This window comes from Gymnodinialimonas sp. 202GB13-11 (assembly GCF_040932485.1).
GTDB classification, from domain to species: Bacteria; Pseudomonadota; Alphaproteobacteria; order Rhodobacterales; family Rhodobacteraceae; genus Gymnodinialimonas; species Gymnodinialimonas hymeniacidonis.
The window spans coordinates 1,654,985-1,680,944 of the sequence record NZ_JBFRBH010000001.1 but is presented as its reverse complement, the minus strand read 5'-3'; the positions used below and the strand labels follow the sequence as shown (position 1 = coordinate 1,680,944).

The window sequence follows — 25,960 nt, the reverse complement described above, 5'->3', positions numbered from 1 at the left end:
TGTCCTTGTCAGGCAAAGGGTCAGGCGGGGGCAGGGCCTGTGGAGCGCCCCAGCGAAAGGTCGGTATCCCACAGCTCTTGGATGGGCGGCTGTTTGGGATTGTCGATAAGGCTGAGCAGTATCTCCGCACAGCGCTGGCCCGCTGCCCGGATGGAGGAGCGTGTGGCCGTAAACGCGGGGCCGTCCGGCGCGCTGATGCCTTCGTTGCCCATATAGCTGAGTCCGTCATCATGGCAGATGATCGACACGTCGCGCCCGATCTTGAGCCCACGCTCGCCTGCAGCGCGGCGGATCCCTATGGCGGGAATGATCGAGGCAGCCAGAAAGGCCGTTGGCCCATCGCCTGCGTCCAACATCTCACAGGCGGCGCGGTAGCCATATTGCTCGGTCATCACGTCCGATCGCATCCATGCGGCGTTGGGTGAGACCTCGCGCGCGGCCATGGCCTGCTCAAACCCGAGGCGACGGCGGCGGGCGAAATCGAGGCTTTCCTGACCGTTGATCAACGCAATTCTGCGGTGGCCGAGATCCAAGAGGAAGTCGGTCGCCCGGCGGAAGGCGCGGATATTGGCCACGTCGAGCCAGGAGTAGCCCTCCGGCGTGCCCGTGCGCCCATGAACCAAGAAGGGCAGACCGAGTTCCTGTAAAAGCGGGACGCGCGCATCGTCCATTGTGGGGGCCTGAACCATGACAGCATCGACGGAGGCATTGGCGGCCATCTGACGGTACGCCGCCTCTGTCCCTTCAGCGGGCACCATCGACAGCAACAGGTCATAGCCTTCGCGGGCGTAGATTTCTCCCGCACCGGCGATGAAGTCGGCGAAGATCGGGTTTACCAGCTCTTCTTTACCGGTGAGCGGCATCACGTGGCCAATCGCCATCGCGCGCCCGGTTGCCAGCCTGCGGGCCTTGGCGTTGGGTGTGTAATTCGCAGCCTCCGCCGCCGCGCGAACGCGCATACGGGTTTCTTCCCGAACCTCGGGGTAGCCGTTCAAAGCGCGGCTGACTGTGGTTTGGCTCAGTCCGAGCGACTCGGACAATTCCTTGAGATTCATACGAAATCAGCTTTCAAAGCGCTTCGAAAATCAGAAGTAAGCTAGCGGCAGCTCTGCCGCGCTGTCAAAGGGGGAAATACGCATTCTCTGACCAGATGGTCCAAAATTCCATGATTTTTCTGTTGTTTGCAGAGTCTCATTGACAGCGGCCTTTGCATCGGCAAGTGTATCGCTAACCCAAAGCGCTTTGGAGAGAGGCGCAGCGGGGCACTGCACGCGCTGGGCGACACGGCCCCGCGCGAAACTGACTGGGAGGTCACCTATGAAGAAGATGTATCTGGCCAGTGCGGCTGCACTGGCGCTTTCCGCGAGCGGCGCACTGGCTGATGGTCACATCAACCACGTTTTTGCCGTTGGCGAAGGCGATTTTAACTGGGACAGCTACAACACGTTCGCCGATGGGTTCGACCTGTCGGGTGAGACTGTCACCATCACTGGCCCCTGGACGGGTGCTGACGCTGAGCTTGTGAATTCGGTTCTCGACTACTTCGAATCCGCCACTGGCGCAGTTGTGGAATATTCCGGCTCCGACAGCTTTGAGCAGGACATCGTGATCGCGACGCAGGCCGATTCGGCCCCGAACGTTGCCGTCTTCCCGCAGCCCGGCCTGATTGCAGACCTCGCATCGCGCGGTGAGCTGACGCCGCTGAGCGAAGACACGGCCAACTGGATCCGCGACAACTACGCGGCCGGTGAATCGTGGGTGTCGCTGGCGACGGCTGCTGGCCCCGACGGTGAAGAGGCGCTTTACGGCTTCTTCTACAAGGTCGATGTGAAATCGCTGGTCTGGTATTCGCCGGAAGCCTTCGATGAAGCAGGCTACGACATTCCTGAAACCATGGAAGACCTGATCGCGCTGTCCGAACAGATCGTCGCCGACGGAGAGACGCCTTGGTGCATTGGGCTGGGTTCCGGTGCTGCAACCGGCTGGCCGGCCACGGACTGGGTTGAAGACATCATGCTGCGCACGCAGGACCCGTCGGTTTATGACCAGTGGGTTGCCAACGAGATCGGCTTTGACGATCCGGCGGTTGTGAACGCCATCGAAGTCTTCGGTTCGTTCGCGCGCAACAATGATTGGGTCAATGGCGGATCCGAGGCTGTGGCCTCCACCGACTTCCGTGACAGCCCCGCAGGCCTCTTCACGTTCCCGGCGGAGTGCTACATGCACCGTCAGGCGTCGTTCATCCCGACCTTCTTCCCTGAAGATGCGGACAGCGACTTCTTCTACTTCCCAGCGTTCGCCGGTGAAGACCTTGGCTCGCCCGTTCTGGGCGCTGGCACGGCCTTCGGCATCACGCAGGACAGCGCAGGCGCTCAGGCGCTGATCGCGTTCCTGCAGACCGAGATCGCGCACGAAGTGTGGATGGCACAGTCGGGCTTCCTGACACCGCATTCGGGTGTGAACAGCGACCTGTTCGCCTCTGACACGCTGCGTCAGATGAACGACATCCTGCTGGGGGCCACGACCTTCCGCTTTGACGCATCGGACCTGATGCCGTCGGAAATCGGTCAGGGCATCTTCTGGTCCGGCATGGTCGACTATGTGGGTGGCGAAGACGCCGCTTCGGTTGCAGGCCGCATCCAGGATCGCTGGTCCGAAATCCAGTAATCCGTCCACTCACGGAAAATGATACCGGCCTCGGCCCGCAAAACTGCGGGCCGGGTGCCAGCCAAGTCGGATAAACCGGCGCACGACCGGCCCAATGCGGCCCGCCCGGCCAGAGCGCATCTGCCAACACCATTCGACCGGGGGAGGGGCGCACCATGTCGCCAGTCATTCAAGGCATCATCACTATTATCATCGGCGTGGGCGGCTGCGTGGGGTATTTCTACTTCGCCAACCTCTTCATCGATAAGGTGCTGTTCCCCGCTCGTGGTGAAAATGCAGGGCGCAACATTAACCGCGCCAACATGATCCGCCCTTGGGTCTTCCTGTTCCCGGCCATGTTCGCGCTGGGGCTGTACCTGATGTACCCGGTGGTCGGCTCGTTCTTCCGCTCGCTCTACGACCGGAGCGGCGATGAGTTTGTGGGGCTAGGCAATTACGCGCGCCTCTTCAACAACCCCGATTTCCGGCAGGCCTTCCTCAACAACATCCTCTGGGCGCTTGTGGTGCCTGCGGGGGCTACGTTCCTTGGCCTTGTGATCGCGCAGCTGACCGATCGCCTGCGCTGGGGCAATATCGCCAAATCGTTGGTGTTCATGCCCATGGCAATCAGCTTTGTGGGCGCGTCGCTTATTTGGCGCTTTGTCTACGCACAGGACGGTGACATCGGCATCATCAACGCCATCCGCTTCTACTTCGGCGCGGAGGAGGGGATTGATCCACTCCAAATCCCATTCTGGAACAACTTCCTGCTGATGATCATCCTGATCTGGATCCAGACGGGCTTTGCCATGGTGATCCTAAGCGCGGCCCTGCGCGGCATCCCCGAGGAAACGGTGGAAGCCGCGATCATCGACGGCGCGAACCCGTTCCAGGTCTTCTTCAAGATCAAGGTGCCGCAGATCATGGGCACGATTGTGGTGGTCTGGACGACCATCACCATCCTCGTCCTCAAGGTTTTCGACATCGTCTACACCATGACCGGCGGCAATTTCGGGACCGAGATCCTGCCGTCCTTCATGATGGATTTCATGTTCCGCGACGACGGGCAGGCAACGGCCGTGGCCTTCGTGATCATGCTGGTGGTTCTGCCAGTGATGATCTGGAACATCGCGCAAGCGCGCAAAGAAATGCGCTGAGGGGGAAGAGCAATGGACAATATCGCAGGACAGAAAAGCAGCCTTTCCCTTGTCACCAACATCGCGGTGCTTCTGATCGTGATCGCCTGGCTCATTCCGACCGTGGGCCTCTTCGTCAGCTCCTTCCGGGACCGTGACCAGATCGCGGCCTCGGGCTGGTGGGTGGCCCCCTTCTCGGTGGAACTGACGTACCGCACACGCGCTGATGCAACCCCAACGGAGCAGGGCAACCTCTTCGTGATCGAAGGCAATATCTTCGAATCCGAGGAAGTGCGCGAAAGCTTTGAGGATGGTGAAAGCTCCATCGCGGCCTTCGGTCTGCGCGGGCGGGAGCCGGGCGCGTTTGAGGCCGGGACGGAGGCCGAGAACCGCGATGGCGGCACCATTCAGGTGAATGCCGACGGCACCTATGTCTACACCTCGCCTGAGCCGATAGACGGCGCGCCGCGCGTATACTTCGTGGCCGAAACGCCACCGGAATTCACCCTCGACAATTACCGAACGGTTCTGACCGCCGATAATATGGACCGCGCGTTCATCAACACGCTGACGGTGACGATCCCGGCAACGATCATCCCAATCCTGATCGCGGCTTTCGCGGCATATGCCTTGGCATGGATGGATTTCCCGGGAAGGGGGCTTTTGATCGCAGCGGTGGTGGGCTTACTCGTGGTGCCCCTCCAGCTAGCGCTCGTACCTTTGCTGAACCTGCACAACCAGCTCGGGATCGGTCAGAGCTTCGTAGGCATATGGTTAGCCCATACAGGGTTCGGCTTACCGCTCGCGATATACCTCTTACGCAATTACATGGTCGGCCTGCCGCGAGATATCATCGAGTCCGCCAAGGTAGACGGCGCGACGGATTTCCAGATCTTCACGAAGATCATTCTGCCGCTTTCGTTCCCGGCACTGGCCAGCTTCGCGATCTTCCAGTTCTTGTGGACTTGGAATGACCTTCTGGTGGCCAAGGTGTTCCTGCCCTCGGCTGGCGACGCAGCCGTGATGACCGTGAAGATCGCGGACGACCTTCTGGGTTCACGCGGCGGCGACTGGGGTATCCTTGCGACGGCGGCATTCGTCTCCATCGCGGTTCCGCTGCTCGTCTTCTTCACCATGCAACGCTACCTCGTGCGCGGCCTGCTGGCCGGCTCGGTTAAGTAAGGAACGATACGGCCATGAACCTGATGCAGGACATGCCCCAAGGCGACATCGTGGCACCGGACAAGGATTGGTGGCGCGGCGCAGTGATCTATCAGATCTACCCGCGCAGCTTTCAGGACAGCAACGGCGACGGGATCGGCGATCTGGCGGGCATCATCCACCGGATGGAGCATATTGCCGATCTTGGCGTCGATGCGATCTGGATCTCACCCTTCTTCCGCTCGCCCATGCTCGATTTCGGCTATGACGTTAGCGATTACCGCGACGTGGACCCGATGTTCGGCACGCTCGGTGATTTCGACGCGCTGATCAAACGCGCCCATGATCTGGGGCTGAAGGTGCTGATCGATCTGGTGCTCAGCCATACGTCGAACCAGCACCCTTGGTTCCAGGAAAGCCAGCAGAACAAGACCAACGCCAAAGCCGATTGGTATGTCTGGGCCGATGCCAAGCCCGATGGCACGCCGCCCAACAACTGGTTGTCGATCTTCGGCGGCTCGGCCTGGGAATGGTCCGGCGAACGGATGCAGTATTACCTGCACAACTTCCTGAAAGAGCAGCCCGATCTGAACTTCCACAACCCGGATGTGCAGGAAGAATTGCTGTCCGTGGCGCGCTTCTGGCTGGACCGCGGCGTCGATGGCTTCCGCCTTGATACGATCAACTTCTACTTCCACGATGCCGATCTGCGCGACAATCCCGCCCTCGATCCAGAGGCGCGCAATGCCACCATCGCACCGGAAGTGAACCCCTATAACTGGCAGGATCACATCCACGACAAGAACCGGCCCGAGAACCTCGAGTTCCTGCGTCGCTTGCGTGCAGTGATGGAAGACTACCCGGCGGCCACCGCTGTGGGCGAAGTGGGCGATGCGCAATACGGCCTTGAGATTCAGGCCGAATACACCTCCGGCGGCGACAAGATGCACATGTGCTACTCGTTCGAGTTCCTCTCGGGCGTGACCCCGGATGCCGACCGGGTAGTGCAGGTGTTGACGGATTACGAGAATTCCGTGGGTGACGGATGGGCCTGTTGGGCGTTTTCCAACCATGACGTTGTCCGCCATGCCTCCCGTTGGGCGCTGAGCGAAGAAGCGATCCGACTTTACGCAGGGCTGCTTCTCAGCCTGCGCGGCTCGGTCTGCCTCTATCAAGGCGAAGAGCTTGGCCTGACCGAAGCCTATGTCGCATTCGAGGATTTGCAGGACCCCTACGGCATCCGCTTCTGGCCCAAGTTCAAAGGCCGCGACGGCTGCCGGACGCCGATACCATGGGTGGCAGACAACCAGAATGGTGGATTCTCGGAGGCCAAGCCGTGGCTGCCGGTGGCACCTGAACATCTGGCGCGCGCGGTCGCCAAGCAGACCGGCGCGCAGGAAAGCATGTTGTTCTACTACAACCAGATCATCCACTGGCGCAAAACGCAGCCGGCCTTGATCAAAGGCACGATGCGCGGCCTCCGCGCCGTGGGCCCGGTGGTGGAATTCATCCGCTGCCATGAGGGCGAAGAGGTGCTGTGCACCTTCAACCTGAGCAACGAAACGCAACGCGTGCCGCTGGCCGATGGGTCATGGGAACGGATCATCTCGCCCTTCGATGGCGAACCGATGGGCGATGAAATGATGTTGCCACCATACGAGGCCGGCTTTGCACGGCGCACCGACATTAAGACAGAGGGATAAGACCGATGGCCAATCTGAAACTGACCGACGTCGAGAAGACATATGGTGGCACTGTGCAGGTCCTGCGCGACATCAACCTGGACATTGAACAGGGCGAGTTGATCGTGTTCGTTGGTCCCTCGGGCTGCGGCAAGTCCACGCTTTTGCGAATGATCGCTGGACTGGAAAAGATCACCGGTGGCGAGTTGGTGATCGACGATATGGTCGTCAATGACGTGCCGCCATCCGAGCGTGGCATCGCAATGGTGTTCCAATCCTACGCTTTGTATCCCCACATGACGGTGCGCGATAACATGGCCTTCGCGCTCAAGATCGCGGGCGACAGCAAAGAAGAGATTGACCGCAAGGTCGAGGCCGCCGCCGCCAAGCTGCAGCTTGAGAATTTCCTCGACCGTCTGCCCAAGGCACTGTCAGGTGGGCAACGCCAGCGCGTCGCCATTGGCCGCTCCATCGTACGCGACCCGAAGGTTTACCTTTTTGATGAGCCGCTCTCCAACCTTGACGCGAGTCTGCGCGTGGCCACCCGCATCCAGATCGCGCAGCTCAAGGAAGAGATGCCGGACTCGACAATGATCTACGTAACCCATGACCAGGTGGAGGCGATGACCTTGGCCTCGCGCATCGTGGTTCTGGCCGGTGGTGGCGTCGCCCAGGTGGGCAGCCCGCTCACGCTCTACGAAAAGCCGAATTCGACCTTTGTGGCCAAGTTCATCGGCTCACCCGCCATGAACCTGATGAACGGCAAGATTGTTGGCACCGGCGCTACGACAACACTTGAGATGGAGCAGGGTGGTGGCACAATCACATCCAACTATCCCTCCACCGACGCCGATATGGGCGCCGAGGTCGAGGTTGGTATCCGACCCGAAGACATGGTCGAGGCGGATGGGTCCGACTTTGCCTATCATGGCACGGTCGAGATCACCGAAGCCTTGGGTGAAGTCACGCTGCTGTATTTCGCGCGTGCCAATGCAGAAGATGATCCGGTCATCGGCAAGCTGGCCGGTATCCACAAGGACCTGCGCGGCTCGGATGTGAAACTGACCGCATCGGCAGACAAGGTGCATGTCTTCAAGGACGGCGTCAGCCTGCTCTACCGCGATGAAACGGTTTTCCTGCCGGGCGTGCAACCGCACTAAGGCACTTGCTGCATGACGGCCGAGCCTCACAACGTCCTGGTGCTCGGCGCGGCCAGTTGGAACCGCATGGTCTATGTCGACGCCTTGCCGCAGGGCAGATCGACGACCCTGTTCAATGCGTCTGAACGCGAAGGCGTCGGTTCCACCGGGGCGGGCAAGGCCATGGCTTTGGCGGAATTGAGTTACAAGCCGGTTCTTCAGTGCGTTCTGGGGGACGACCCGCATGGGCGACAGGTGCAAGCCGCCTGTGCCGAGCGGGGGATCGAGATGTTGGTTGATGTACAGACCGATCCAACCCCACACCATCTTAACATTATGGATCGCGCAGGTGGGCGCTATTCCCTGTTCCTGTCAAACGGGCCAGACCATCCTGCGCTGGATTTGGATCGTGCCGCCAATGCTATCCGGGGCGCGGACACGATCTTTCTGTCGCTCGCGCAATCCTCTCGCAAATTGTTGCTATTGCTTGGTCGGACCAAGGCCGAAATCCTGCTGGACCTGCACGACTATGACGGCGCAAACCCTTGGTATGACGCATTTATCGAGCATGCCGATGTCATCCAGTTGTCAGATGTGGCTCTGCCTAAACCCGAGCCGGTGGTTGCCAAGCTCCTATCCGGTCGAGCCCACACAATCGTTGTGACCCACGCAGAGAAAGGGGCTTCGATTCACCGCCGCGAAGGCAACACTTACGTGCCGCCATGCTTTGCGCAGATGCAGGATAGCAATGGGGCAGGGGATGCGTTTTCGGTTGCCCTCTGGCACGCGCTGCGTGTCGGTTTTTCCCTGACCGACGCCGGACGCTTTGCCGCTGCGGCGGCGGCTTTTGCGATTGAGGATTGGGCGCTGTTTCCGGCGCGTGTTGGCCCGGACGCGATCCTGAAGCGCGCTGCTTTGCCTCGGCAGTCCTGATCGTCTGGATGGAAGGCTGGCGCCGACTGAGGACGATCAATGGATCAGTAGAAATCGTCGCTTAGAAAATCAGCTTTCGCTAAGCCGGAGCCCCCACGTGACGCCTTGCCAGAACGATGGCATCTTCATCATCCACGCGGACCTCCCATCCGCCATGTCAAAGCCGGTACAAGATCCCCTGCAATGCGTCCCAACGCGGATCGAACATCGCGCCCGTGACCCAATCGCGCAGATGGTAATAGTTCCCGGCCGATGCATAGAGGGGTTCGGTCAGAAACACACGGGCTGCGACAGCGGTAGAATTCTGTGAACCGTAGGGATGAACGGGCGTGTTCTCCAACGTGTATGTCAGGTTATCCGTCTTGCGCAGGGCGTCCATTCCCTCCTGCGTATCGCAGTCGATCACCGTGATCTTGGCGAAATTGACCTCTTCATGTGGGTCCATCGCAGGCAGCATCTGCGCAATCTCGGCCACGCCCGCGCGCGCCTCCTGCTCCGACAACAGTTCTAACGGAGAGGTGAGAAACTGGTCAAAGCGCGCCGCCATCTCTTCCCCATTCGGAAACGGCGCGAAACAGGCTTCCCGGGTGGCAAGTTCGGCTTGGCGAAGGCCAAAGATCAGGCGGAAATCCAGATCTTCCCGCTCGGGCAGGGGGGCGGGGCGCTCAAACTCTCCGGCGGCAATCAAACTCTGATCGGCATCGAACAGGTCATGCCATCTTATTTGCCAGTACCGGATTTGCGTCTTGGTGGCCTGAATTTGCGCGGCCCTTGCATCGACAGAGGCGGGTTGCCCTTTCGCTTTTGGCTCAAGCTGGACTTCGCCTTTTGACGTGAACAGCGCTTTTGCCTTGGACGCCGATCGGCTTCCGTCTTTCGCAGATCGCTTGGAAAACAGTCTTCCGAAAAAACCAGCCATCGTTTTTACGCTTCTTTGGTCAATGCCCGACGAAATCGTAGCCGGGCATGGATCACGTTAGGAGAGAGGAATCCAGATTTCCACCTCGCCGCGCCCAGTCACCGGGTCGAACCGCTCATCATACCGCTCGAATTCCGGCGCAATCGCGGGCTCCAAACCTGCATCAGGCAGCGCGCGGTTCCAGATCGAATAGATCGTCTTCGGCAAATCCCCGATCCCGCCCTTATGGGTAAACACCGCATAGCGCCCACCGGGGATATCGACCGTCTTCATGCCGTCGGGCACGTTCGGCCCTTCCATCCCGGCCATGTAGTGGAAATCGCCAGCCTCACCGATGTCATAGCTGACCCCGTAGGTCACGCCGGGCGGCCCGATTTCCAGATAGCGCTGCGCAAAGCTCTGCCAAAGGCCGGGCACTGCGCTGATGTCGAACCCGCGTACATCCGTGCCAAGGCCCACCACGCGAAAGGGGGCGTGTTCCCGTATCTCGGGTTCTGCCACATCCACAAGCATTGATTTATCCATTTCCAAAGGCTCCATAAGCTTCAAGTCACTCAGATCACGCGTCTTTTTGACGTCTGAGGGCCGCACCCCCAGATAAGCCACAAAGGCCCGCGTAAATGCCTCGTGAGAGCCATAGCCCGCCTCCAGCGCGACGCTCAGAATGTCCGCCTCTCCACCTGCCATCTCACGCGCGGCCCGTGTCAGCCGCCGCGCACGGATGTAGGACATGATCGACAATCCGGTCGCCTGCTGAAACGCCCGGCACATGTGATGCACGTTTACTCCACACCGATCCGCCAGATCGGCAAGGGTCAGCGCCTCATCAAGGTGGGCTTCGATCTGCCAGATCAGTCGGTTCATCAACGCCATGGCTCTCTCCGTTGCAATGCGCCCTGTTTAGCCAGTCCAATCGAACACGCGCTTGATCGTATGTGACTTTCGCACCGCCTTCAGTCTAAGGTCGCCCATCCGTCAGTGGAGCGCGCCCATGAGTGTCACCCAGATCATCTATTCGTCCACACCGTTTGGCTACGATGCGAACCTCCTCAACGGGCTGCTGGCCGATGCGCGGCGCTGCAACAAGCGTGACGGCATAACGGGCGCGTTGGTGTGTCGCCGGGATGTCTATCTTCAATTCCTCGAAGGCAATGATGGCGCGGTCCGCAACACGTTGGAGCGTATCGCCCGCGATGACCGCCATGTTGAAGTGATCACGCGTTACGACGCCCCCTCGGACACGCGCCTGTTCTCAGACTGGGATATGCTGCACGACCCGGCGCATTCCTGGGCCTGGTCCGAGGGGCAGGTGGCAGAGGGCGCGCTTGATCAGGCAGGGGCGGATGACTTTCACGCTGTATTCAACGCCATCGCCAAGCGTCATTCTGGGGCCGCCTAACACAAATACAGTGCAAGCTCGTAAATCTTCATCCAGACATGGGGAAAGGCCTCGGCCAGCCGCGTTTCCAGCAGGGCCATGGCGGCAAAACCCGCCCCCATAGCAAGGCTCATATCCCACCGCGCGGGCAGGATCAGACGGTAGCCTGCGAAAAGCAAAAGCAGCGTCGCGGTGTGAAAGATCGATGGGTTTGGCGGCAGGGCTACAAGCGGTGTCACTTCGCCATAGAGCAAGACGATTTCCGCCGTTCCACCGACCGGCACGGCGATAATCCCAAGCGAGACGTACAGGATTGCTTCGGCCATCCCGCGGGGATGCAGCGGGCCGGTGCGCATCGCACGCAATCGGGGCAGGGTCGCGTCAATCATGGCTCATGCGATGATTGCGCTTTGTGTCGGCATTTGTGCAGACCCATGGTCGCATGGCGGCAAAAGGCATCACATTGTCCGGTTTTCGCATGGACGTGTTAGCGCTAACATGTTAGGGCGAGGCCAAATTGAAACGCTTGCCAGCAGGAAGAGTGCGCAAATGCCCCTCGACGCCCGTATTGCAGAAGTCACCGACCGCATCATCGAACGCTCCCGCCCGACGCGGGAACCTTATCTTGACCGCATGCGCCAACTGGCTGAGGCGGGCCCACGCCGGGCCCATCTGACCTGTGGCAACCAGGCCCATGCCTACGCCGCGATGGGGGCCGACAAGGACGCGCTAGTCGCGGAACGCGCGCCTAATATCGGGATCGTCACAGCCTATAACGACATGCTTTCGGCGCATCAGCCGTTCAAGGATTACCCGGACATTATCAAGGAGGCCGCGCGCGGGGCAGGGGCCACGGCGCAAGTCGCGGGCGGCGTGCCTGCGATGTGCGATGGTGTCACGCAAGGCCAGGTGGGGATGGAACTCTCGCTCTTCTCCCGCGATGTGATCGCATTGGCGGCGGGCGTGGCGCTCAGCCATAACACCTTCGACTCGGCCCTCTATCTGGGCGTCTGTGACAAGATCGTCCCCGGCCTTGTGATCGCGGCCGCCACCTTCGGCTATCTGCCCGGCCTCTTTGTGCCCGCAGGCCCCATGGTCTCCGGCCTGCCGAACGACGAAAAAGCCCGAGTCCGTCAGGAATTCGCCAAGGGCAATATCGGCCGGGAAGAGCTGATGAAGGCCGAAATGGCCTCCTACCACGGCCCCGGCACCTGCACCTTCTACGGCACGGCCAATTCCAACCAGATGCTGATGGAATTCATGGGCCTGCATATGCCGGGCGCGAGCTTCGTGAACCCCGGCACCCCCCTGCGAGAGGCGCTGACTGTTGCCGCCACAGAACGCGCGGCCCAAATCACAGGCTTAGGCAATGAATATACGCCGGTCGCCGATATCCTCGACGAAAAGGCCTTTGTGAACGGTCTTGTGGGCCTGATGGCCACGGGCGGCTCCACCAATCTGGTGATCCACCTGATCGCCATGGCCCGCGCCGCAGGCGTGATCCTCGAATGCCGCGATTTCAACGACATATCCGACACGACGCCCCTGATGGCACGCGTCTACCCCAACGGTCTTGCCGACGTGAATCACTTCCACGCGGCGGGCGGCCTACAATACATGATTGGCAAGTTGCTCGATGCGGGCCTGATGCATGGCGATGTGAAAACCGCCGCCGGCGAGGGGCTTGACCTCTACCGTCAGGAGCCGGTCCTGAAGGACGGAGCCGTGGCCTACCGCGACGGCCCCACCGATAGCCTGAACGAAAAGATCCTCCGCGCGCCGGCCGACCCGTTCCAACCCACCGGCGGCCTAAAGGAACTCTCCGGCAATCTCGGCCTCGGCGTGATGAAAGTCTCCGCCGTCGATCCCGAACGCCACATCATCGAAGCGCCCGCGGCCGTCTTCCACTCCCAAGCCGACGTCAAAGCGGCGTTCCAGAACGGCGATCTTGACCGTGATGTGGTCGTTGTCGTCCGCTTCCAGGGCCCCAAGGCCAATGGCATGCCGGAATTGCACAACCTCACGCCGGTCCTGTCGGTGCTACAGGGCAGGGGCCATAAGGTGGCGCTTGTCACCGATGGGCGCATGTCCGGCGCGTCGGGCAAAGTGCCTGCTGCCATCCACGTCGCCCCCGAAGCGCTCGATGGCGGCCTGATCGGCAAGGTCCAGAACGGTGACATGATCCGCGTTGACGCGAAATCCGGCACGCTCAACGTTTTGACTGAAGGCGTCGCCGACCGCCCCGCCGCACAACCCGACCTTTCCGCCAACGCCCATGGCGTAGGCCGTGAGATGTTCGAAATCTTCCGCCAAACCGCAGGCCCCGCAACGGCGGGCGCCGGGGTGGTTGTCTAGACGCCTCCGGTCTTTCATCTTGCCAGGAAAACCTCTGCCGGAGGCTCCGACCCTCTCAAACCGCGCAACCGGTTCCCACGTCCACCCACACGGCGCCCTGTGTCGCCCCAGATTTTTCCCAAAAAATCTGCTCCTGCGACCGCGAAGCGGGCGCAAACCCTGATAAAACGAAAGACCAATCCCATGATGCCTCAAGCCCAATCCAACGAAGCGCGCCGGATCGCGGGCCTCGCCCCAATCATCCCGGTGCTCGTGGTCGAGGACGCGGCCCAAGCCGCTCCGCTTGCTCAGGCGTTGGTCGACGGGGGCTTGCCCGCCCTCGAAGTCACGCTGCGCACAGACGCGGCCCTCGACGTGATCCGGGAAATGGCCACCGTTGATGGCGGGGTCGTGGGGGCAGGGACCTTGCTGACGCCCACCGACGTCGAACAGGCAAAAGCTGCAGGCGCGCGCTTCGGTGTCTCACCGGGCGCGACGCAAAAGCTGATCGACGCCTGCATTGCCAACGAACTGCCTCTGCTGCCAGGCGCGGCCACCGCGACCGAGGTCATGGCCCTCTACGATCAAGGCTTTGACATGCTGAAGTTTTTCCCGGCCGAGGCCAATGGCGGCGCGCCCGCGCTCAAGGCCATCGGCGCACCGATCCCACAGGTCGCGTTCTGCCCGACCGGGGGTGTGTCGCCGTCCAACGCATTGGAGTATCTCAGCCTGCCCAACGTGATCTGCGCAGGCGGGTCATGGGTCGCGCCGAAAGATGCGGTCGCTAAGGGCGACTGGGCTGAAATCAAGCGGCTCGCGGCGGACGCGGCAACGCTTCGCTGATCCCTGCAGGTCTGCTCGGCGGCTTTTGGCCGTCAAATTGCACCCCACGACGTCGTGAAGTGCAAACCTGTGCGGGCTCCCTATCTGTCGGTTCGGAACCACCGCGCACAGATCGCGTTGGACCAACGGAACCACGACACGGAACAAAAGGATCCGACAGATGAAAATTGCAGTTCTTGCAGGCACCATGGCCCTCCTCCCCTTCGCGGCCACGGCTGGCGGTTATGTTGAACCCGCCGCACCCGCCCCCGCCCCGGTTGCTCCGGCACCGGCCCCGATCGGCTATGACTGGTCTGGCTTCTACGGTGGTGTGCAACTCGAATACGGCGACGTGACCGCAGACCTTGCGGCCACCGGAGCCGAGGCAGCGGCAGGCGATGACGCGCTTTACGGCGTTTTCGGCGGCTACCGCTTTGACTTTGGCGACTTCGTTGTGGGTGGCGAAATTGATTACAACTTGGCCGATATTGATCTCACAACACCGGCCGGTGCCGCTGCTGGCACGCTCGACTCCGTCCTTCGTGCAGGTATCGAGGCCGGCTACGACGCTGGCCCGGCGCTGATCTACGGTACGGCTGGTCTGGCGCAAGCCACCGCGACGCTTGCCGGTGTGGAAGACACCGACAACGGTTACTTCTTCGGCGCAGGCGTCGATTACCTCGTGACCGATCAGATCGTGCTCGGTGCCGAAATCCTGCAACATGAGTTCGAGGGCTTCACGTCCACCGGTCTCGGCACGGATCTCGACATCTCGGCAACAACCTTCGGCATCAACGCGGCCTTCCGCTTCTGATCCCGTCGATTGATTAACACCACAAAGGCCCGCGCTTCATGCGTGGGCCTTTTCCATTTGGCGCCCGGCATAGGCAAAGAGGCGATCCAACGCCTCTTCAAACAGATCATCCGGCAGGGTCAGGGCGACGCGGATATGCCCTGCGGCAGCCTGTCCAAAGCTCTCGCCCGGCATGATCGCGACCTCTTCTTCGTCCAACAGGCCCGCACCGAACGCTTGCCCGCTCAAGCCCGTCGCCCGCACGTCCAGCATCACATACATCGCCCCTGCCGGCGGGATTGCGTGCAACGCCTGTTGCCCCTCCAGCCGCGCCAGAACCATGTCCCGCCGTCGCCGAAACGGTGCTGCCACCTCTGCCTCAGCCGTCGCGCCTCGCTCCAGCGCAAAATGTCCCGCCTCCTGGATGTAGCCCGGCACGCCGTAGGTCGTGTGGGTGGCCAGGTTTTCCAGATGAGCAATTGCCTCTCGCGGCCCGGCGACCCATCCAAGGCGTGAGCCCGTCATCGCATGGCTCTTAGATAGTGATCCAACTGTCAGTGTCCGCGCGAACATTCCCGGCAAACTCGCAAAGGGGCGGTGTGCCCCGTCCCAAACCTGACTGTCGTAAACCTCATCCGAGATGACCCAAAGGTCATGGGCCTCCGCGACCCGCGCGATGCCCTCCAACGTTACGTCTGTGTATACTGCGCCGGTCGGATTGTTGGGTGAATTGATCAAAAGGCTAGACGCGCCAACAGCTGCTACTGCCAGATCGCTTTCCCTCGGCTGAAATCCGTCTTCGGGCCGTGCCGCGACCGGGACGGGCCGCGCCCCAACACCCCGGATCGTGCCGGGATAGGTCGCGTAATAGGGGTCGACCAAAAGCGCCTTATCCCCCTCATCGCAAGCCGCATGATGAGCCGCAAACAAGGCCGCTTGACCACCCGGGGTGACCAGCACGTTCTCTGCCTCATGTTGGACCCCACTGCTTTCACTCAGCCGCGCAGCAACAGCGCGCCGCAATGGCTCAATACCGGGAACGGCGGCATAGCCAGTATGGCCGCCTTTCGCGGCCGCGTGCATCGCATCCAGAATGGCCGGATCCGTGCGCACATCATGCTCGCCAATGGTCAATTCAAGGATCGGTGCTCCCGCCGATTTTCGTCTGCGGGCCTCGTAAAACAGGCCCCAGCCATCATCACCCCCACCAGTCAAATGCGTGATCCGTTTCGACAGCCCGGGCATGGCGTGGCCCTCCTTGATTGCACGTTGCAGGCCGCAAATGGCCATGCCAGAGGCTCAGGCGCAACCCGCCATCTTCGTTCCGTAAAATGCGAAAAACCCGCTCGCGTAGCCTTACATATCCGGTCCAGCTTTGAACTGTGCGAGCTGCACGCTCCCGATTTTCCCCTCGGAAAGCTACTCTCGGCGACGGTGCAAACCCTCAACTTTCGCGATTGCCGTCGTCCCGGACAAGCCGGTAGCTTTTGTTGATCCTGCTGCGCAATTCATCAAATGGGGTGTCCCACGGCAACAGAACCCAACCGCCGCCACGCAAATAATCAGGCGATGTCGCGCGGCCCTGGCCAACCATCTGTTGCGCCTCGATCTTGCCGCTCATTCTGACCGAGACGCCTTCGCCCCCGATCGCATATGCAGCAAACATATGCCCACGGACCGTCCACACGATCGTGTCCTCGCCGAAGGGCGTCGTACGCTCCGTGTCTAGCAGAGCGCCACAGTATCTATCTACGAAGAGCTCCCGCATGAACGCACGCTACACGCGAAGTTTTTAAATTGCACATGAAATGATCAGCGACTTGTCGGCGCAGGGCATGCCATGGTATTCGATACCGTATGACCCGTTGCATTTGCATCATTTGTATCTGCATTCCCCGCTAATCCAGCGGGCCGGTCAGTCGTGGTTTTCAACACAATCGCAAGCTGCTAGGCCGGACCCGCCTTCTCCGACCCACGCGCATTGAAAGCCTCCGACCCATGGCCGACATAACTCTGAAGAACTCCAAGACCCGTCAGATGGAGCGGCTCGATCCGATCGTGCCGGGCACGGTTTCCATGTATCTGTGTGGGCCGACGGTTTACGACCGCGCCCATATCGGCAATGCGCGCTCGGCGGTGGCGTTTGACCAGCTCTTTCGGCTCCTGCGCCATGTCTACGGCCCCGAAAACGTGACCTTCGTGCGCAATTTCACCGATGTGGACGACAAGATAAACGCGCGCGCCGCGGAAACGGGCCGCCCGATCGGCGATATCACCGCCGAGACGGCGCAATGGTACCTTGATGATATGGGCGCCCTCGGCGTGCTTGAGCCCAACCATATGCCCCGCGCCACCGAATACATCGCGGAGATGGTGACCTTCATTGAAGACCTCATTGCCAAGGATCATGCATATGCACGGGACGGCCATGTCCTCTTCCGCGTCCGCTCCTTCGCGGAATATGGCAAACTGTCGGGCCGCTCGGTTGATGACATGATCGCGGGCGCAAGGGTTGAGGTGGCACCCTACAAAGAAGACCCGATGGACTTCGTGCTATGGAAGCCCTCAACCGACGACATCCCCGGCTGGGACAGCCCATGGGGCAGGGGCCGGCCCGGCTGGCACATCGAATGCTCCGCCATGAGCCACGCCATTCTGGGGGAAGAGTTCGACATCCACGCCGGTGGCGCGGACCTGCTGTTCCCGCACCACGAAAACGAGGTCGCGCAAAGCTGCGCAGCGGGCCACGGCTTCGCACGCATCTGGCTGCACAATGAGATGTTGCAGGTCGAGGGCAAGAAGATGTCCAAGAGCTTGGGCAACTTCTTCACCGTGCGCGATTTGCTGGACCAAGGCGTGCCGGGTGAGGTGATCCGCATGGTGTTCCTTGGCACACATTACGGCAAGCCGATGGACTGGACCGAGAAGAAGCGGGAAGAGGCTGAAAAAACGCTGCGCAAGTGGTACGCCTCCGCCGAACCGGGGGGGCAGGTACCTTCGCCCGTTGTCGAGGCGCTCGCCGATGATCTGAACACCCATGCCGCGCTGACCGAAATGTACAAACTCGAAGGCGCGGAACTGGGCGCGGCTCTGTCGATGATGGGCCTCTGGAAGGGCGTGGCGCCAGATTGGGCCGCTACTTCGGATGTCGATCTTTCGCTATATGAAGATCGCCTGCGCGAAGCGCGCACGGTCGCGATGGAAAGCAAGGATTTCTCGGAAGTTGACGCTCTGAAGAAAGCTCTGCTCGACGCAGGCGTCGAGGTGCGCATGTCGAAGGCCGGGGTGGAGCTGTTGCCGGGCCCTGACTTTGACGCTGCCAAGCTGGAGGGGATGTGATGATGTATCCTTTACAGAAGGACAGCCCCCGGCCGCGGGTGGGGGTAAAGCCCCCGCCCGGGGGGGCGGACGGGGGCTGGCCGGGCCGCAAGCGACCCGGCCATGGCCACAAGACACCAGCCGGGATCATACAATGACCGACCGCCTTTTCCTCTACGACACCACCCTGCGCGATGGCCAGCAGACCCAGGGCGTGCAGTTCTCAACGCCAGAGAAAGTCCGCATCGCCCAAGCGCTCGACACCCTCGGCCTCGATTACATCGAAGGCGGCTGGCCCGGCGCGAACCCGACCGACAGCGCCTTCTTCGACGACGCCCCCAAAGCCGCCGCCCGGATGACCGCCTTCGGCATGACCAAGCGGGCAGGCCGCTCGGCTGAGAACGACGATGTCCTCGCCGCCGTCCTGAATGCGGGCACGGGCACGGTCTGCCTTGTCGGCAAATCCCACGACTTCCACGTCACCGACGCCCTTGGCATCACGCTCGACGAGAATGTCGAAAACATTCGCGACTCCATCGCTCATCTGGTCGCCCAGGGCCGTGAAGCACTTTTCGACGCGGAACACTTCTTCGACGGCTACAAAGCCAACCCCGATTACGCGATCCGTTGCGCCAAAGCAGCCCATGACGCGGGCGCGCGCTGGGTCGTGTTGTGCGACACAAACGGCGGCACGCTGCCCCATGAAATCCACGAGATCACCAAGGCTGTCATCGCCGCCGGCATCCCCGGCGACAGCCTCGGCATTCACACCCACAACGACACCGAAACGGCGGTCGCAGGCAGCCTCGCCGCCGTGGACGCAGGCGCGCGGCAGATCCAGGGCACGCTGAACGGGCTGGGGGAGCGCTGCGGCAACGCCAATCTCACCACGCTGATCCCGACGCTGCTGCTGAAAGAGCCTTACAAAAGCCAATTCGAGACCGGCATCGCTGTCGAAAAACTCGAAAGCCTGACGCGCACGTCGCGAATGCTTGATGACATCCTCAATCGCGTGCCCTTCCGACAAGCGGCCTATGTCGGCGCCTCGGCCTTCGCCCATAAGGCGGGTCTTCACGCCTCGGCTATCGTCAAGAATCCGGCCACATACGAACACATCGACCCCGCGACCGTCGGGAATGAACGCATCATCCCGATGTCCAATCAGGCCGGTCAATCCAACCTGCGCAAGCGGCTCGCCGATGCGGGGCTGGACGTCGAGAAAGGCAATCCTGCGCTGGCCCAGATCCTCGACGACATCAAAGCGCGCGAGGATCAGGGCTACAGCTTCGACACTGCGCACGCCTCGTTTGAGCTCCTCGCCCGTCGCGCGCTTGGCCTGCTGCCGAACTTCTTCGAGGTGAAGCGCTACAAAGTCACCGTCGAACGCCGGAAGAACAAATACGACCGGATGGTCAGCTTGTCCGAGGCCGTCGTTGTCGTGAAAATCGGCGACGACAAGAAGCTGTCGGTATCGGAGTCGCTGGATGAAACCGGGTCAGACCGTGGCCCGGTGAACGCGCTGGCCAAGGCGCTCGCCAAGGACCTCGGCCCGTACCAGAGCCTGATCGAAGACATCCGTCTGGTCGACTTCAAGGTCCGCATCACCCAAGGCGGGACCGAGGCTGTGACCCGCGTCATCATCGACAGCGAAGACAGCACCGGCAGGCGTTGGTCGACGGTCGGCGTCTCTGCCAACATCGTTGACGCGAGTTTCGAGGCGCTGTTGGATGCGGTGACATGGAAACTCGTCCAAGAGGGTGCCACACCTTGATCCGCAACCTGCCCGCCGCATTGCTGTGCCTTCTGCCCCTTACGGCACAGGCGCAAACTGCGGGTGGGGCGGATTTGATCTGTTTCTCGGTGGGGGGCAACGGAAGCTGGACCCAAGTCGCCGTTTACGGCGCAGACGACAGCGCCTTGGTCATGGCCCTGCCGCCCGAGGGGGACGGGGCCGCGATGGAAAGCCAGACGGTCACGCTGCCCGACGGGGCATTCAATGACATGATCCTCGCGCTTCTGCCGGGCCTCGCCGCCATGCCCGCCGCTCCAGAGGCCAGTGAATGCGCGGACGATGCGCTCGGCCCTGTCTCCATCGCCGTTCGGCAAATGGGTGCAGAGCCGCTGCGCTATGACGCGCCATGCACCACGCAGGCCCTGCTGGACCTCAACGATACGCTGATTGCAGCAACAGGCGACCCGTCCGGTGAAGATGCCCGCGCATGGACCGGCACCGTGGTCCCGGCGCTCCGCGATATCTGCCGCGCGCTGCAGTGATCCGTTATCGCAATTCCAAAAAGGATTTTGCCTTGAAATACCTTGTCTTTGCCGCCGCTCTCGCAACTGCCCTTCCCACAGCCTCCTTCGCGCAAGACATGATGTCTGTCTGCTATTCGCGCGGGTCTGAGGCTGAAGGAGTTTCTGGCTTTCTGCACGATCTCGATGGCCGTGCTCTGCGTATCGACAGCCCTAACTCGAGCGAGGAACGCACCCGCCTGACGGAATGGCAGGACCCCGGGTTCGCGCAAGAAATGCTCAGCCAGTTGATCCGCTACGAGGGCGATATGCCCGCCGATCTTTTGGCCCAATGCGATGACGGCTGGCGGGACACCATCGTGGTTCGATACGATGACGGCTCCTCAATTGTGTTCGAAGGCTCCTGCGCGCGAAATCCCGTGGCCCAAACCCTCGATGCGATCTTTGCAACCACAGCCTCCACCGTCGTGAACCCGACACGATCCTATATCGACGGCGCCGCCGAAGGGGTTTATGCCCCATGTTTTCACAACTGGTGATCCATGAGCTTCATTGACCCCGAGATTTTCTTCACCATCCACGCCGACCTGCCCCGCGAAGGGCCGGGCGAGACGGCGGATGTCGCTTGGGCGGCTGAGGTCGCCGGGGTCACGTCGCGCGCCAATATCCTCGACGCGGCCTCCGGACCCGGTGGCGATATCGGCGCGCTCCTGCGGGTGGCTGCGCGCGGTCATGTCACGGCCATCGACAAGCACGAAGGCTTTATCGAGGCCGCGCAGGGGCGTTGGGGAAAGGACGACCGTGTCACGTTGCTCACCGGCGATTACCTTGGCCCGGAAGGCCCATTTGACTTCATCTGGTGCGCCGGTGCGGTCTATTTCGTGGGCATCGAGGCGGCCCTGAAAGGCTGGCGCCGGGCCTTGGCCGAAGGTGGCGCGATTGCATTCTCCGAGCCGTGCCTGTTCACTGACACGCCCTCGGACGGGGCCATTTCCATGTGGGAGGGCTATGAACGCCTGACCGACTCCGATGGCATCGCGGCGCAGGTTGAGGCTGCGGGATACGATACATTGGCCACCCGCGTGATTTCCGACATCGCGTGGGAAAGCTATTATCGCCCGATGGAAGACCGCATCTCCAAGCTGCGGCGCGGCGCGGATGAGGCGCTGATCGCGGCGCTTGATGAACATGCTGCCGAGATTGAGGCCTGGCGCAAACACAAGGCCGAAACGGGCTATCTGCTGTCGGTCGTCAAACCAAAGCAATGAGCGTTCAGGCCTGCGCAGATCTGGTTGCCCGCGGCGACCCGCGCCGGTTTCGTGCGGCCATGGCTGCGCCCTTGGCGGCGCGAGAGGTGCTTCTGCCGCTTTATGCCTTCAACATCGAAGTCAGCCGCGCGCCCTGGCTCACCGAAGAACCGATGATCGCCGAGATGCGCCTGCAATGGTGGCGAGATGCTTTGGAAGAAGTGGCCGAGGGCAGGGGCCGCCGGCATGAGGTTGTCGATGCGTTAGGCTTTCTGGACGCCGAAGGGGCAGGGCGGCTAGACCAGCTCGTCGCGGCGCGCCGTTGGGACATTTACAAGGACGCCTTCGAGGATGAAGCGCACTTTCTTGAGTATATCGAGCGGACAGGTGCAGGTCTGATAGAGGTGGGGGTTTCGGCCCTTGGCGGCACAATCACTGACGCGGTGCGCGCCGTTGGTTATGCATCAGGCCTCGCTCGGTATCTGATCGCCGTGCCTGAACTTGAGGCACGCGGGCGTCTGCCCCTGGTGGACGGCCGCCCGGAAGCCATCGCCGCACTCGCAACGGACGCACTTGCCGCCCTGCCGCGCCACATGCCCAAACTGGCTCAGAACGCATCAGCTGCCTTGTTCGAGGCCGTTCAAGCGCGCGCAATTTTAACGCGTGCGTCGCGCGATCCCATGGCGGTGGCGGAGGGACGGCTGGAAGGCAGCCCGTTGGCTGAACGGTGGGCCCTTATCCGTGCCACAATGACAGATCGTCTCTAGGGCCGCACAACGCGTGCCGATTACGAATGTCAGACGGTGCGCGCTGCCGGTTTCATCGCCAGATAAATCAGGGCCGCACCCGCGAGCACCAGGAACGGGGCCATTGCCAGATTGACGCTGGTCCAGCCGGCCACAACGTCTTCACCACCCGAATGCATCAGCACTCCAGAACTGAGCGAGGCGATGGTCACACAGCCGAACACTACAAAGTCGTTCATCCCCTGAACCGCGCCGCGTTCTTCAGGCTTGTGGGCTTGCGTCAGCATGGCCGTGGCACCGATGAAGCCGAAATTCCATCCCAATCCCAACAAGATGAGGGCTGCGAAAAACTGAAATAACTCAACGCCTGTCATCGCCACGACACCGGCAGCGGCAAGTAGGACGAGGCCGGTTGCGACGATCTTGGTGGTGCCGAACCGTGCAATCAGATGGCCCGTGAAGAAGGACGGCGCGAACATTGCGATCACATGGGCGGAAACGACGTCCGCTGCGTTGCCTGTTGTGAACCCGCACCCGACAACGGCCAGAGGTGTCGACGTCATCATCAGGTTCATCAGCGAATAGCTGACCGCCCCGCAGATCATCGCTACGACGATCTTTGGATCTTTCAGCAATTCCAACCGGCTCCGCCCGCGCGGCGCGTCTGCGGCGACGGGTTCAGGCTTGGGCAGGTCAAGGAATGCAAAAAGGGCCGCGCCGACCACGTTGATGACAATCACGGCAGCATACGTGCCAAGGAACGGGATCACGGTCGCCTCTGACGTGGCCTTTACCAGTTGCGGGCCGACAAAGGCGGACAACAATCCGCCTGCCATGACGTAGGAAATCGCCTTGGGCCGGAAGCTGTCAGACGCCGTATCGGTGGCCGCAAAGCGATAAAAGCCCTGCGCGCTCATGTAGATACCGGTTAGGTACGACCCAACGAGGAATATCGGAAAGCTGTCGATCCAAAGCCCTAAAGCAGATACCGCCGCCCCGGTCGCCCCGCCAGCTGCTCCGATGTAGAAGCCAACGGTACGCCCGTAACGCTGCATCAGCGCCGATAGCCAGGGTGCAGTCGTCATGGAGCCGAAAACGATCAGCGAAATCGGGATCGTCGCCAAGGCTGGGTTCGGCGAAATCATCAAACCCGCCAACCCGCCAACGACAAAAATCATCGGCATCTGCGCGCCCAAAAGAGCCTGCGCGAGCACCAGAACCACAACATTCCGCTTGGCGCGGCTGTCGTCTGATGTGGGAAGGGATTGCGTGCTTTCGACCATGGGTTGAGCGGTATAGGGTTTGGCAGACGGGGTCCAGAGACGCCGATGTCACGTTTCGAGCCAACCGGGGATTTTGAGTATTTGGAACCAGTGGAAGACAGGGAATCGTCCGTGCCAGACCGGATCGTGACCGAGGCCGATGTCGCTTTGGGGCGCGCGCATTTGCTGCGGCTGGAACCCAGATTTTCCCGCATTCCCGGGCCTTTACCGTTGCGAAGGCGGGCGGATGGCTTCGCCGCTTTGTTGCAGGCCATCGTTGGCCAGCAGGTCTCCACCGCCTCTGCCGCCGCGATCTGGGCGCGTCTGCAAGAGGCCAAACTCTGCGAGGAGTCGGCAGTCGCCGCATCCAGTGAGGAGGATTTGCGCGCCTGCGGCTTGTCTCGCCCGAAAGTACGCTACGCCCATGCCCTCGCGCGCGCACGGATTGACTATGTAGCGTTGCGCGAAGTGGAAACGGAGGCTGTCGTTGAAACGCTAACCGCAATCACCGGGATCGGGCGTTGGACAGCGGAGATTTACGCAAAGTTTGCGCTTGGCCACACGGATGTCTTCGCCGCAGGTGATCTTGCCCTTCAAGAAGGCGCGAAGCTGCTGTTTGACCTGCCCGCGCGCCCGAATGAACGCGAAATGCACGATATGGCCGGGGCTTGGAGCCCCGTCCGGGCCATTGCCGCCCGCGCGCTCTGGGCCTACTACCGGGAAAAGACCAAACGCGAAGGGGCGCTTTGATGGTGCGGACGCTGGACTACAAAACCAAGGGCTCACATTCGGGCGATACAAAAAGCCTCGTGATCTTCCTGCATGGCTACGGTGCGGATGGTGGAGACCTGCTGGGGCTGGCTGATCCCTTGGCCGAGCATCTGCCGGATACGGTCTTTGCGGCCCCCGACGCGCCGGAACGTTCGGTGATGAATCCAATGGGATTTCAATGGTTTCCAATCCCCTGGATCGACGGATCGTCTGAGGAGGTCGCCGCCGAGGGCATGGAACGCGCCGTGCACGACCTCAACGGGTTTCTCGACCATGTCATGGCGGAGAATGGCGTGACGGCCGCTGAGACAGCCCTCGTGGGCTTCAGCCAAGGCACGATGATGAGCCTTCACGTCGCCCCGCGCCGGGATGAGGCCTTTGCAGGCGTTGTCGGTTTCTCGGGCCGTCTGTTGGAGCCTGAAAGCCTTGTCGATGAGGTTGTCGTGCGCCCGCCGGTGCTGCTGATCCATGGTGACGCGGATGACGTGGTGCCGCCGCAATCGCTGCCCGAAGCGGCGGAAGGGCTGCAGAACGCAGGCTGGGAAGAGGTTTACGCCCATATCATGAAGGGCACGGCTCACGGCATTGCGCCCGATGGGCTAAGCGTGGCGTTGGCGTTCCTGAGGGACAAGCTGCCGGGCTGAGCACCGTCATAAAAGCGTTGCCCTAAGCCTCTAACGCTTCTGCACGACCACTGTATCTATTTTGCTTGCCGGATGGCCGCGCCTAGATATAGTGGCCAAAAGGCAGGAGCGGGGGCTCCCGCTCTGGTGCCGCAAACAGGCAGACAGGGCGGAGAAGGACTCTATGCAGGCAGTGACCCCCGACAGGATCGACGGCGACTTTCGGACCAATTTCGTGCGCGAACCGGGCGCGTTGCGCCATAACCCCGCGCTGGTCCTGAATGCGGACTACCGCCCGCTTAGCTATTACCCGCTATCGCTCTGGCCCTGGCAGGAAGCCGTGAAGGCCGTCTGGCTGGAGCGCGTTCAGATCGTGGCGGAGTATGAGGATTACGTTCACTCGCCCTCAACCGCGATCAAGATCCCGTCTGTTGTGGTGCTCAAGGACTATGTGAAGCCGCAAAAGCGGGTGGCCTTTACCCGGTTCAACCTGTTCCTACGGGATGAGTTCAGCTGCCAGTATTGCGGCGCGAAGGGGGATCTGACGTTTGACCATGTCGTGCCACGCGCGAAGGGTGGGGTGACGAGTTGGGAGAACGTGGTCGCGGCCTGTTCGAAGTGCAATTTGCGCAAAGGCTCGCGCAGTCTGAAGCATTCGGGCCTGTCGCTGCGCCAACCGCCGCGACAGCCGGGCGCGGAGGAGTTGCGCAACAGGGGCCGGAAGTTCCCGCCCAATTACCTCCATGAAAGCTGGATGGATTTCCTCTACTGGGACAGCGAGCTGGATGCATAGGGCA

General features: G+C 61.4%; 26 protein-coding genes. 19 read left to right on the top strand and 7 right to left on the bottom strand.

All coding sequences use genetic code 11. The annotated features are described in order from the left end of the window. Positions 1-20: 20 nt before the first annotated feature. Positions 21-1,055: a LacI family DNA-binding transcriptional regulator gene (locus V8J81_RS08340; RefSeq protein ID WP_368475287.1), complete on the bottom strand. Its 1,035-nt coding sequence runs from the start codon at positions 1,053-1,055 to the stop codon at positions 21-23. Between the two features lie 262 nt (positions 1,056-1,317). On the opposite strand from V8J81_RS08340, the gene V8J81_RS08335 reads away from it, so the two are divergent. The 6 genes from V8J81_RS08335 to V8J81_RS08310 all read left to right on the top strand — a co-directional run bounded on the left by V8J81_RS08335 (position 1,318) and on the right by V8J81_RS08310 (position 8,697). Continuing rightward, on the top strand, positions 1,318-2,667 hold the full coding sequence (locus V8J81_RS08335) for an ABC transporter substrate-binding protein (protein WP_368475286.1): 1,350 nt from the start codon (positions 1,318-1,320) through the stop codon (positions 2,665-2,667). A gap of 155 nt (positions 2,668-2,822) precedes the next feature. Beyond that, positions 2,823-3,803 (top strand): carbohydrate ABC transporter permease, encoded by a 981-nt coding sequence (locus V8J81_RS08330; RefSeq protein ID WP_368475285.1) that lies wholly within the window; start codon positions 2,823-2,825, stop codon positions 3,801-3,803. Positions 3,804-3,815: 12 nt separating this feature from the next. Next, positions 3,816-4,964, top strand: a complete 1,149-nt coding sequence (locus tag V8J81_RS08325) for a carbohydrate ABC transporter permease (protein WP_368475284.1) — start codon at positions 3,816-3,818, stop codon at positions 4,962-4,964. 14 nt (positions 4,965-4,978) lie between these two features. Further along, complete coding sequence (locus tag V8J81_RS08320; protein WP_439649879.1) at positions 4,979-6,646, top strand: alpha-glucosidase; 1,668 nt, start codon at positions 4,979-4,981, stop codon at positions 6,644-6,646. A gap of 5 nt (positions 6,647-6,651) precedes the next feature. Further along, a complete protein-coding gene (locus V8J81_RS08315; RefSeq protein ID WP_368475283.1) occupies positions 6,652-7,785 on the top strand; it encodes an ABC transporter ATP-binding protein in 1,134 nt (377 codons plus the stop codon). Positions 7,786-7,797: 12 nt separating this feature from the next. After that, positions 7,798-8,697 (top strand): carbohydrate kinase family protein, encoded by a 900-nt coding sequence (locus tag V8J81_RS08310; protein ID WP_368475282.1) that lies wholly within the window; start codon positions 7,798-7,800, stop codon positions 8,695-8,697. Positions 8,698-8,854: 157 nt separating this feature from the next. Here V8J81_RS08310 and V8J81_RS08305 read toward each other — a convergent pair whose 3' ends face one another. After that, entirely contained in the window at positions 8,855-9,616 is a 762-nt protein-coding gene (locus V8J81_RS08305; RefSeq protein ID WP_368475281.1) for a hypothetical protein, read from the bottom strand. A 57-nt stretch (positions 9,617-9,673) separates the two neighbouring features. Then, entirely contained in the window at positions 9,674-10,489 is an 816-nt protein-coding gene (locus V8J81_RS08300; protein ID WP_368475280.1) for an AraC family transcriptional regulator, read from the bottom strand. Between the two features lie 118 nt (positions 10,490-10,607). Here V8J81_RS08300 and V8J81_RS08295 point away from each other — a divergent pair, with 118 nt between their 5' ends. Continuing rightward, complete coding sequence (locus V8J81_RS08295) at positions 10,608-11,015, top strand: BLUF domain-containing protein (RefSeq protein ID WP_368475279.1); 408 nt, start codon at positions 10,608-10,610, stop codon at positions 11,013-11,015. On the opposite strand, the gene V8J81_RS08290 is transcribed toward V8J81_RS08295, so the two are convergent. Continuing rightward, positions 11,012-11,383, bottom strand: coding sequence for a hypothetical protein (locus V8J81_RS08290; RefSeq protein ID WP_368475278.1), 372 nt, complete (start codon positions 11,381-11,383; stop codon positions 11,012-11,014). The genes V8J81_RS08295 and V8J81_RS08290 overlap by 4 nt on opposite strands. Positions 11,384-11,543: 160 nt before the next feature. On the opposite strand from V8J81_RS08290, the gene edd reads away from it, so the two are divergent. From edd to V8J81_RS08275, 3 genes are all read left to right on the top strand, one after another. Beyond that, complete coding sequence (edd, locus tag V8J81_RS08285) at positions 11,544-13,349, top strand: phosphogluconate dehydratase (RefSeq protein ID WP_368475277.1); 1,806 nt, start codon at positions 11,544-11,546, stop codon at positions 13,347-13,349. A gap of 183 nt (positions 13,350-13,532) precedes the next feature. Then, on the top strand, positions 13,533-14,171 hold the full coding sequence (gene eda / locus V8J81_RS08280; protein WP_368475276.1) for a bifunctional 4-hydroxy-2-oxoglutarate aldolase/2-dehydro-3-deoxy-phosphogluconate aldolase: 639 nt from the start codon (positions 13,533-13,535) through the stop codon (positions 14,169-14,171). Positions 14,172-14,331: 160 nt separating this feature from the next. Beyond that, a complete protein-coding gene (locus tag V8J81_RS08275; protein WP_368475275.1) occupies positions 14,332-14,964 on the top strand; it encodes an outer membrane protein in 633 nt (210 codons plus the stop codon). A gap of 36 nt (positions 14,965-15,000) precedes the next feature. On the opposite strand, the gene V8J81_RS08270 is transcribed toward V8J81_RS08275, so the two are convergent. Continuing rightward, positions 15,001-16,233 (bottom strand): pyridoxal phosphate-dependent aminotransferase, encoded by a 1,233-nt coding sequence (locus tag V8J81_RS08270; RefSeq protein ID WP_368475274.1) that lies wholly within the window; start codon positions 16,231-16,233, stop codon positions 15,001-15,003. Positions 16,234-16,387: 154 nt separating this feature from the next. After that, positions 16,388-16,711: an MmcQ/YjbR family DNA-binding protein gene (locus tag V8J81_RS08265; RefSeq protein WP_368475273.1), complete on the bottom strand. Its 324-nt coding sequence runs from the start codon at positions 16,709-16,711 to the stop codon at positions 16,388-16,390. Positions 16,712-16,941: 230 nt separating this feature from the next. On the opposite strand from V8J81_RS08265, the gene cysS reads away from it, so the two are divergent. From cysS to V8J81_RS08235, 6 genes are all read left to right on the top strand, one after another. Next, positions 16,942-18,282, top strand: a complete 1,341-nt coding sequence (gene cysS / locus V8J81_RS08260; protein ID WP_368475272.1) for a cysteine--tRNA ligase — start codon at positions 16,942-16,944, stop codon at positions 18,280-18,282. Positions 18,283-18,415: 133 nt separating this feature from the next. Beyond that, positions 18,416-20,032: a citramalate synthase gene (gene cimA, locus V8J81_RS08255; protein ID WP_368475271.1), complete on the top strand. Its 1,617-nt coding sequence runs from the start codon at positions 18,416-18,418 to the stop codon at positions 20,030-20,032. Beyond that, entirely contained in the window at positions 20,029-20,535 is a 507-nt protein-coding gene (locus tag V8J81_RS08250; protein WP_368475270.1) for a hypothetical protein, read from the top strand. Before cimA ends, V8J81_RS08250 begins: the two co-directional genes overlap by 4 nt. Before the next feature lie 32 nt (positions 20,536-20,567). Continuing rightward, positions 20,568-21,053, top strand: a complete 486-nt coding sequence (locus V8J81_RS08245) for a hypothetical protein (RefSeq protein ID WP_368475269.1) — start codon at positions 20,568-20,570, stop codon at positions 21,051-21,053. A 3-nt stretch (positions 21,054-21,056) separates the two neighbouring features. Then, entirely contained in the window at positions 21,057-21,782 is a 726-nt protein-coding gene (locus V8J81_RS08240; RefSeq protein ID WP_368475268.1) for an SAM-dependent methyltransferase, read from the top strand. Beyond that, positions 21,779-22,528, top strand: coding sequence for a squalene/phytoene synthase family protein (locus V8J81_RS08235; RefSeq protein WP_368475267.1), 750 nt, complete (start codon positions 21,779-21,781; stop codon positions 22,526-22,528). Before V8J81_RS08240 ends, V8J81_RS08235 begins: the two co-directional genes overlap by 4 nt. Before the next feature lie 29 nt (positions 22,529-22,557). Here the strand turns inward: V8J81_RS08235 and V8J81_RS08230 are convergent, their stop codons facing one another. Next, a complete protein-coding gene (locus V8J81_RS08230; protein ID WP_368475266.1) occupies positions 22,558-23,790 on the bottom strand; it encodes an MFS transporter in 1,233 nt (410 codons plus the stop codon). 90 nt (positions 23,791-23,880) lie between these two features. Here V8J81_RS08230 and V8J81_RS08225 point away from each other — a divergent pair, with 90 nt between their 5' ends. From V8J81_RS08225 to V8J81_RS08215, 3 genes are all read left to right on the top strand, one after another. Next, a complete protein-coding gene (locus V8J81_RS08225; protein WP_368475265.1) occupies positions 23,881-24,519 on the top strand; it encodes a DNA-3-methyladenine glycosylase family protein in 639 nt (212 codons plus the stop codon). Next, positions 24,519-25,184: an alpha/beta hydrolase gene (locus tag V8J81_RS08220; RefSeq protein ID WP_368475264.1), complete on the top strand. Its 666-nt coding sequence runs from the start codon at positions 24,519-24,521 to the stop codon at positions 25,182-25,184. The genes V8J81_RS08225 and V8J81_RS08220 overlap by 1 nt, the downstream gene beginning before the upstream one ends. Before the next feature lie 187 nt (positions 25,185-25,371). Continuing rightward, positions 25,372-25,956 (top strand): HNH endonuclease, encoded by a 585-nt coding sequence (locus V8J81_RS08215; protein WP_368477616.1) that lies wholly within the window; start codon positions 25,372-25,374, stop codon positions 25,954-25,956. Positions 25,957-25,960 lie beyond the last annotated feature (4 nt).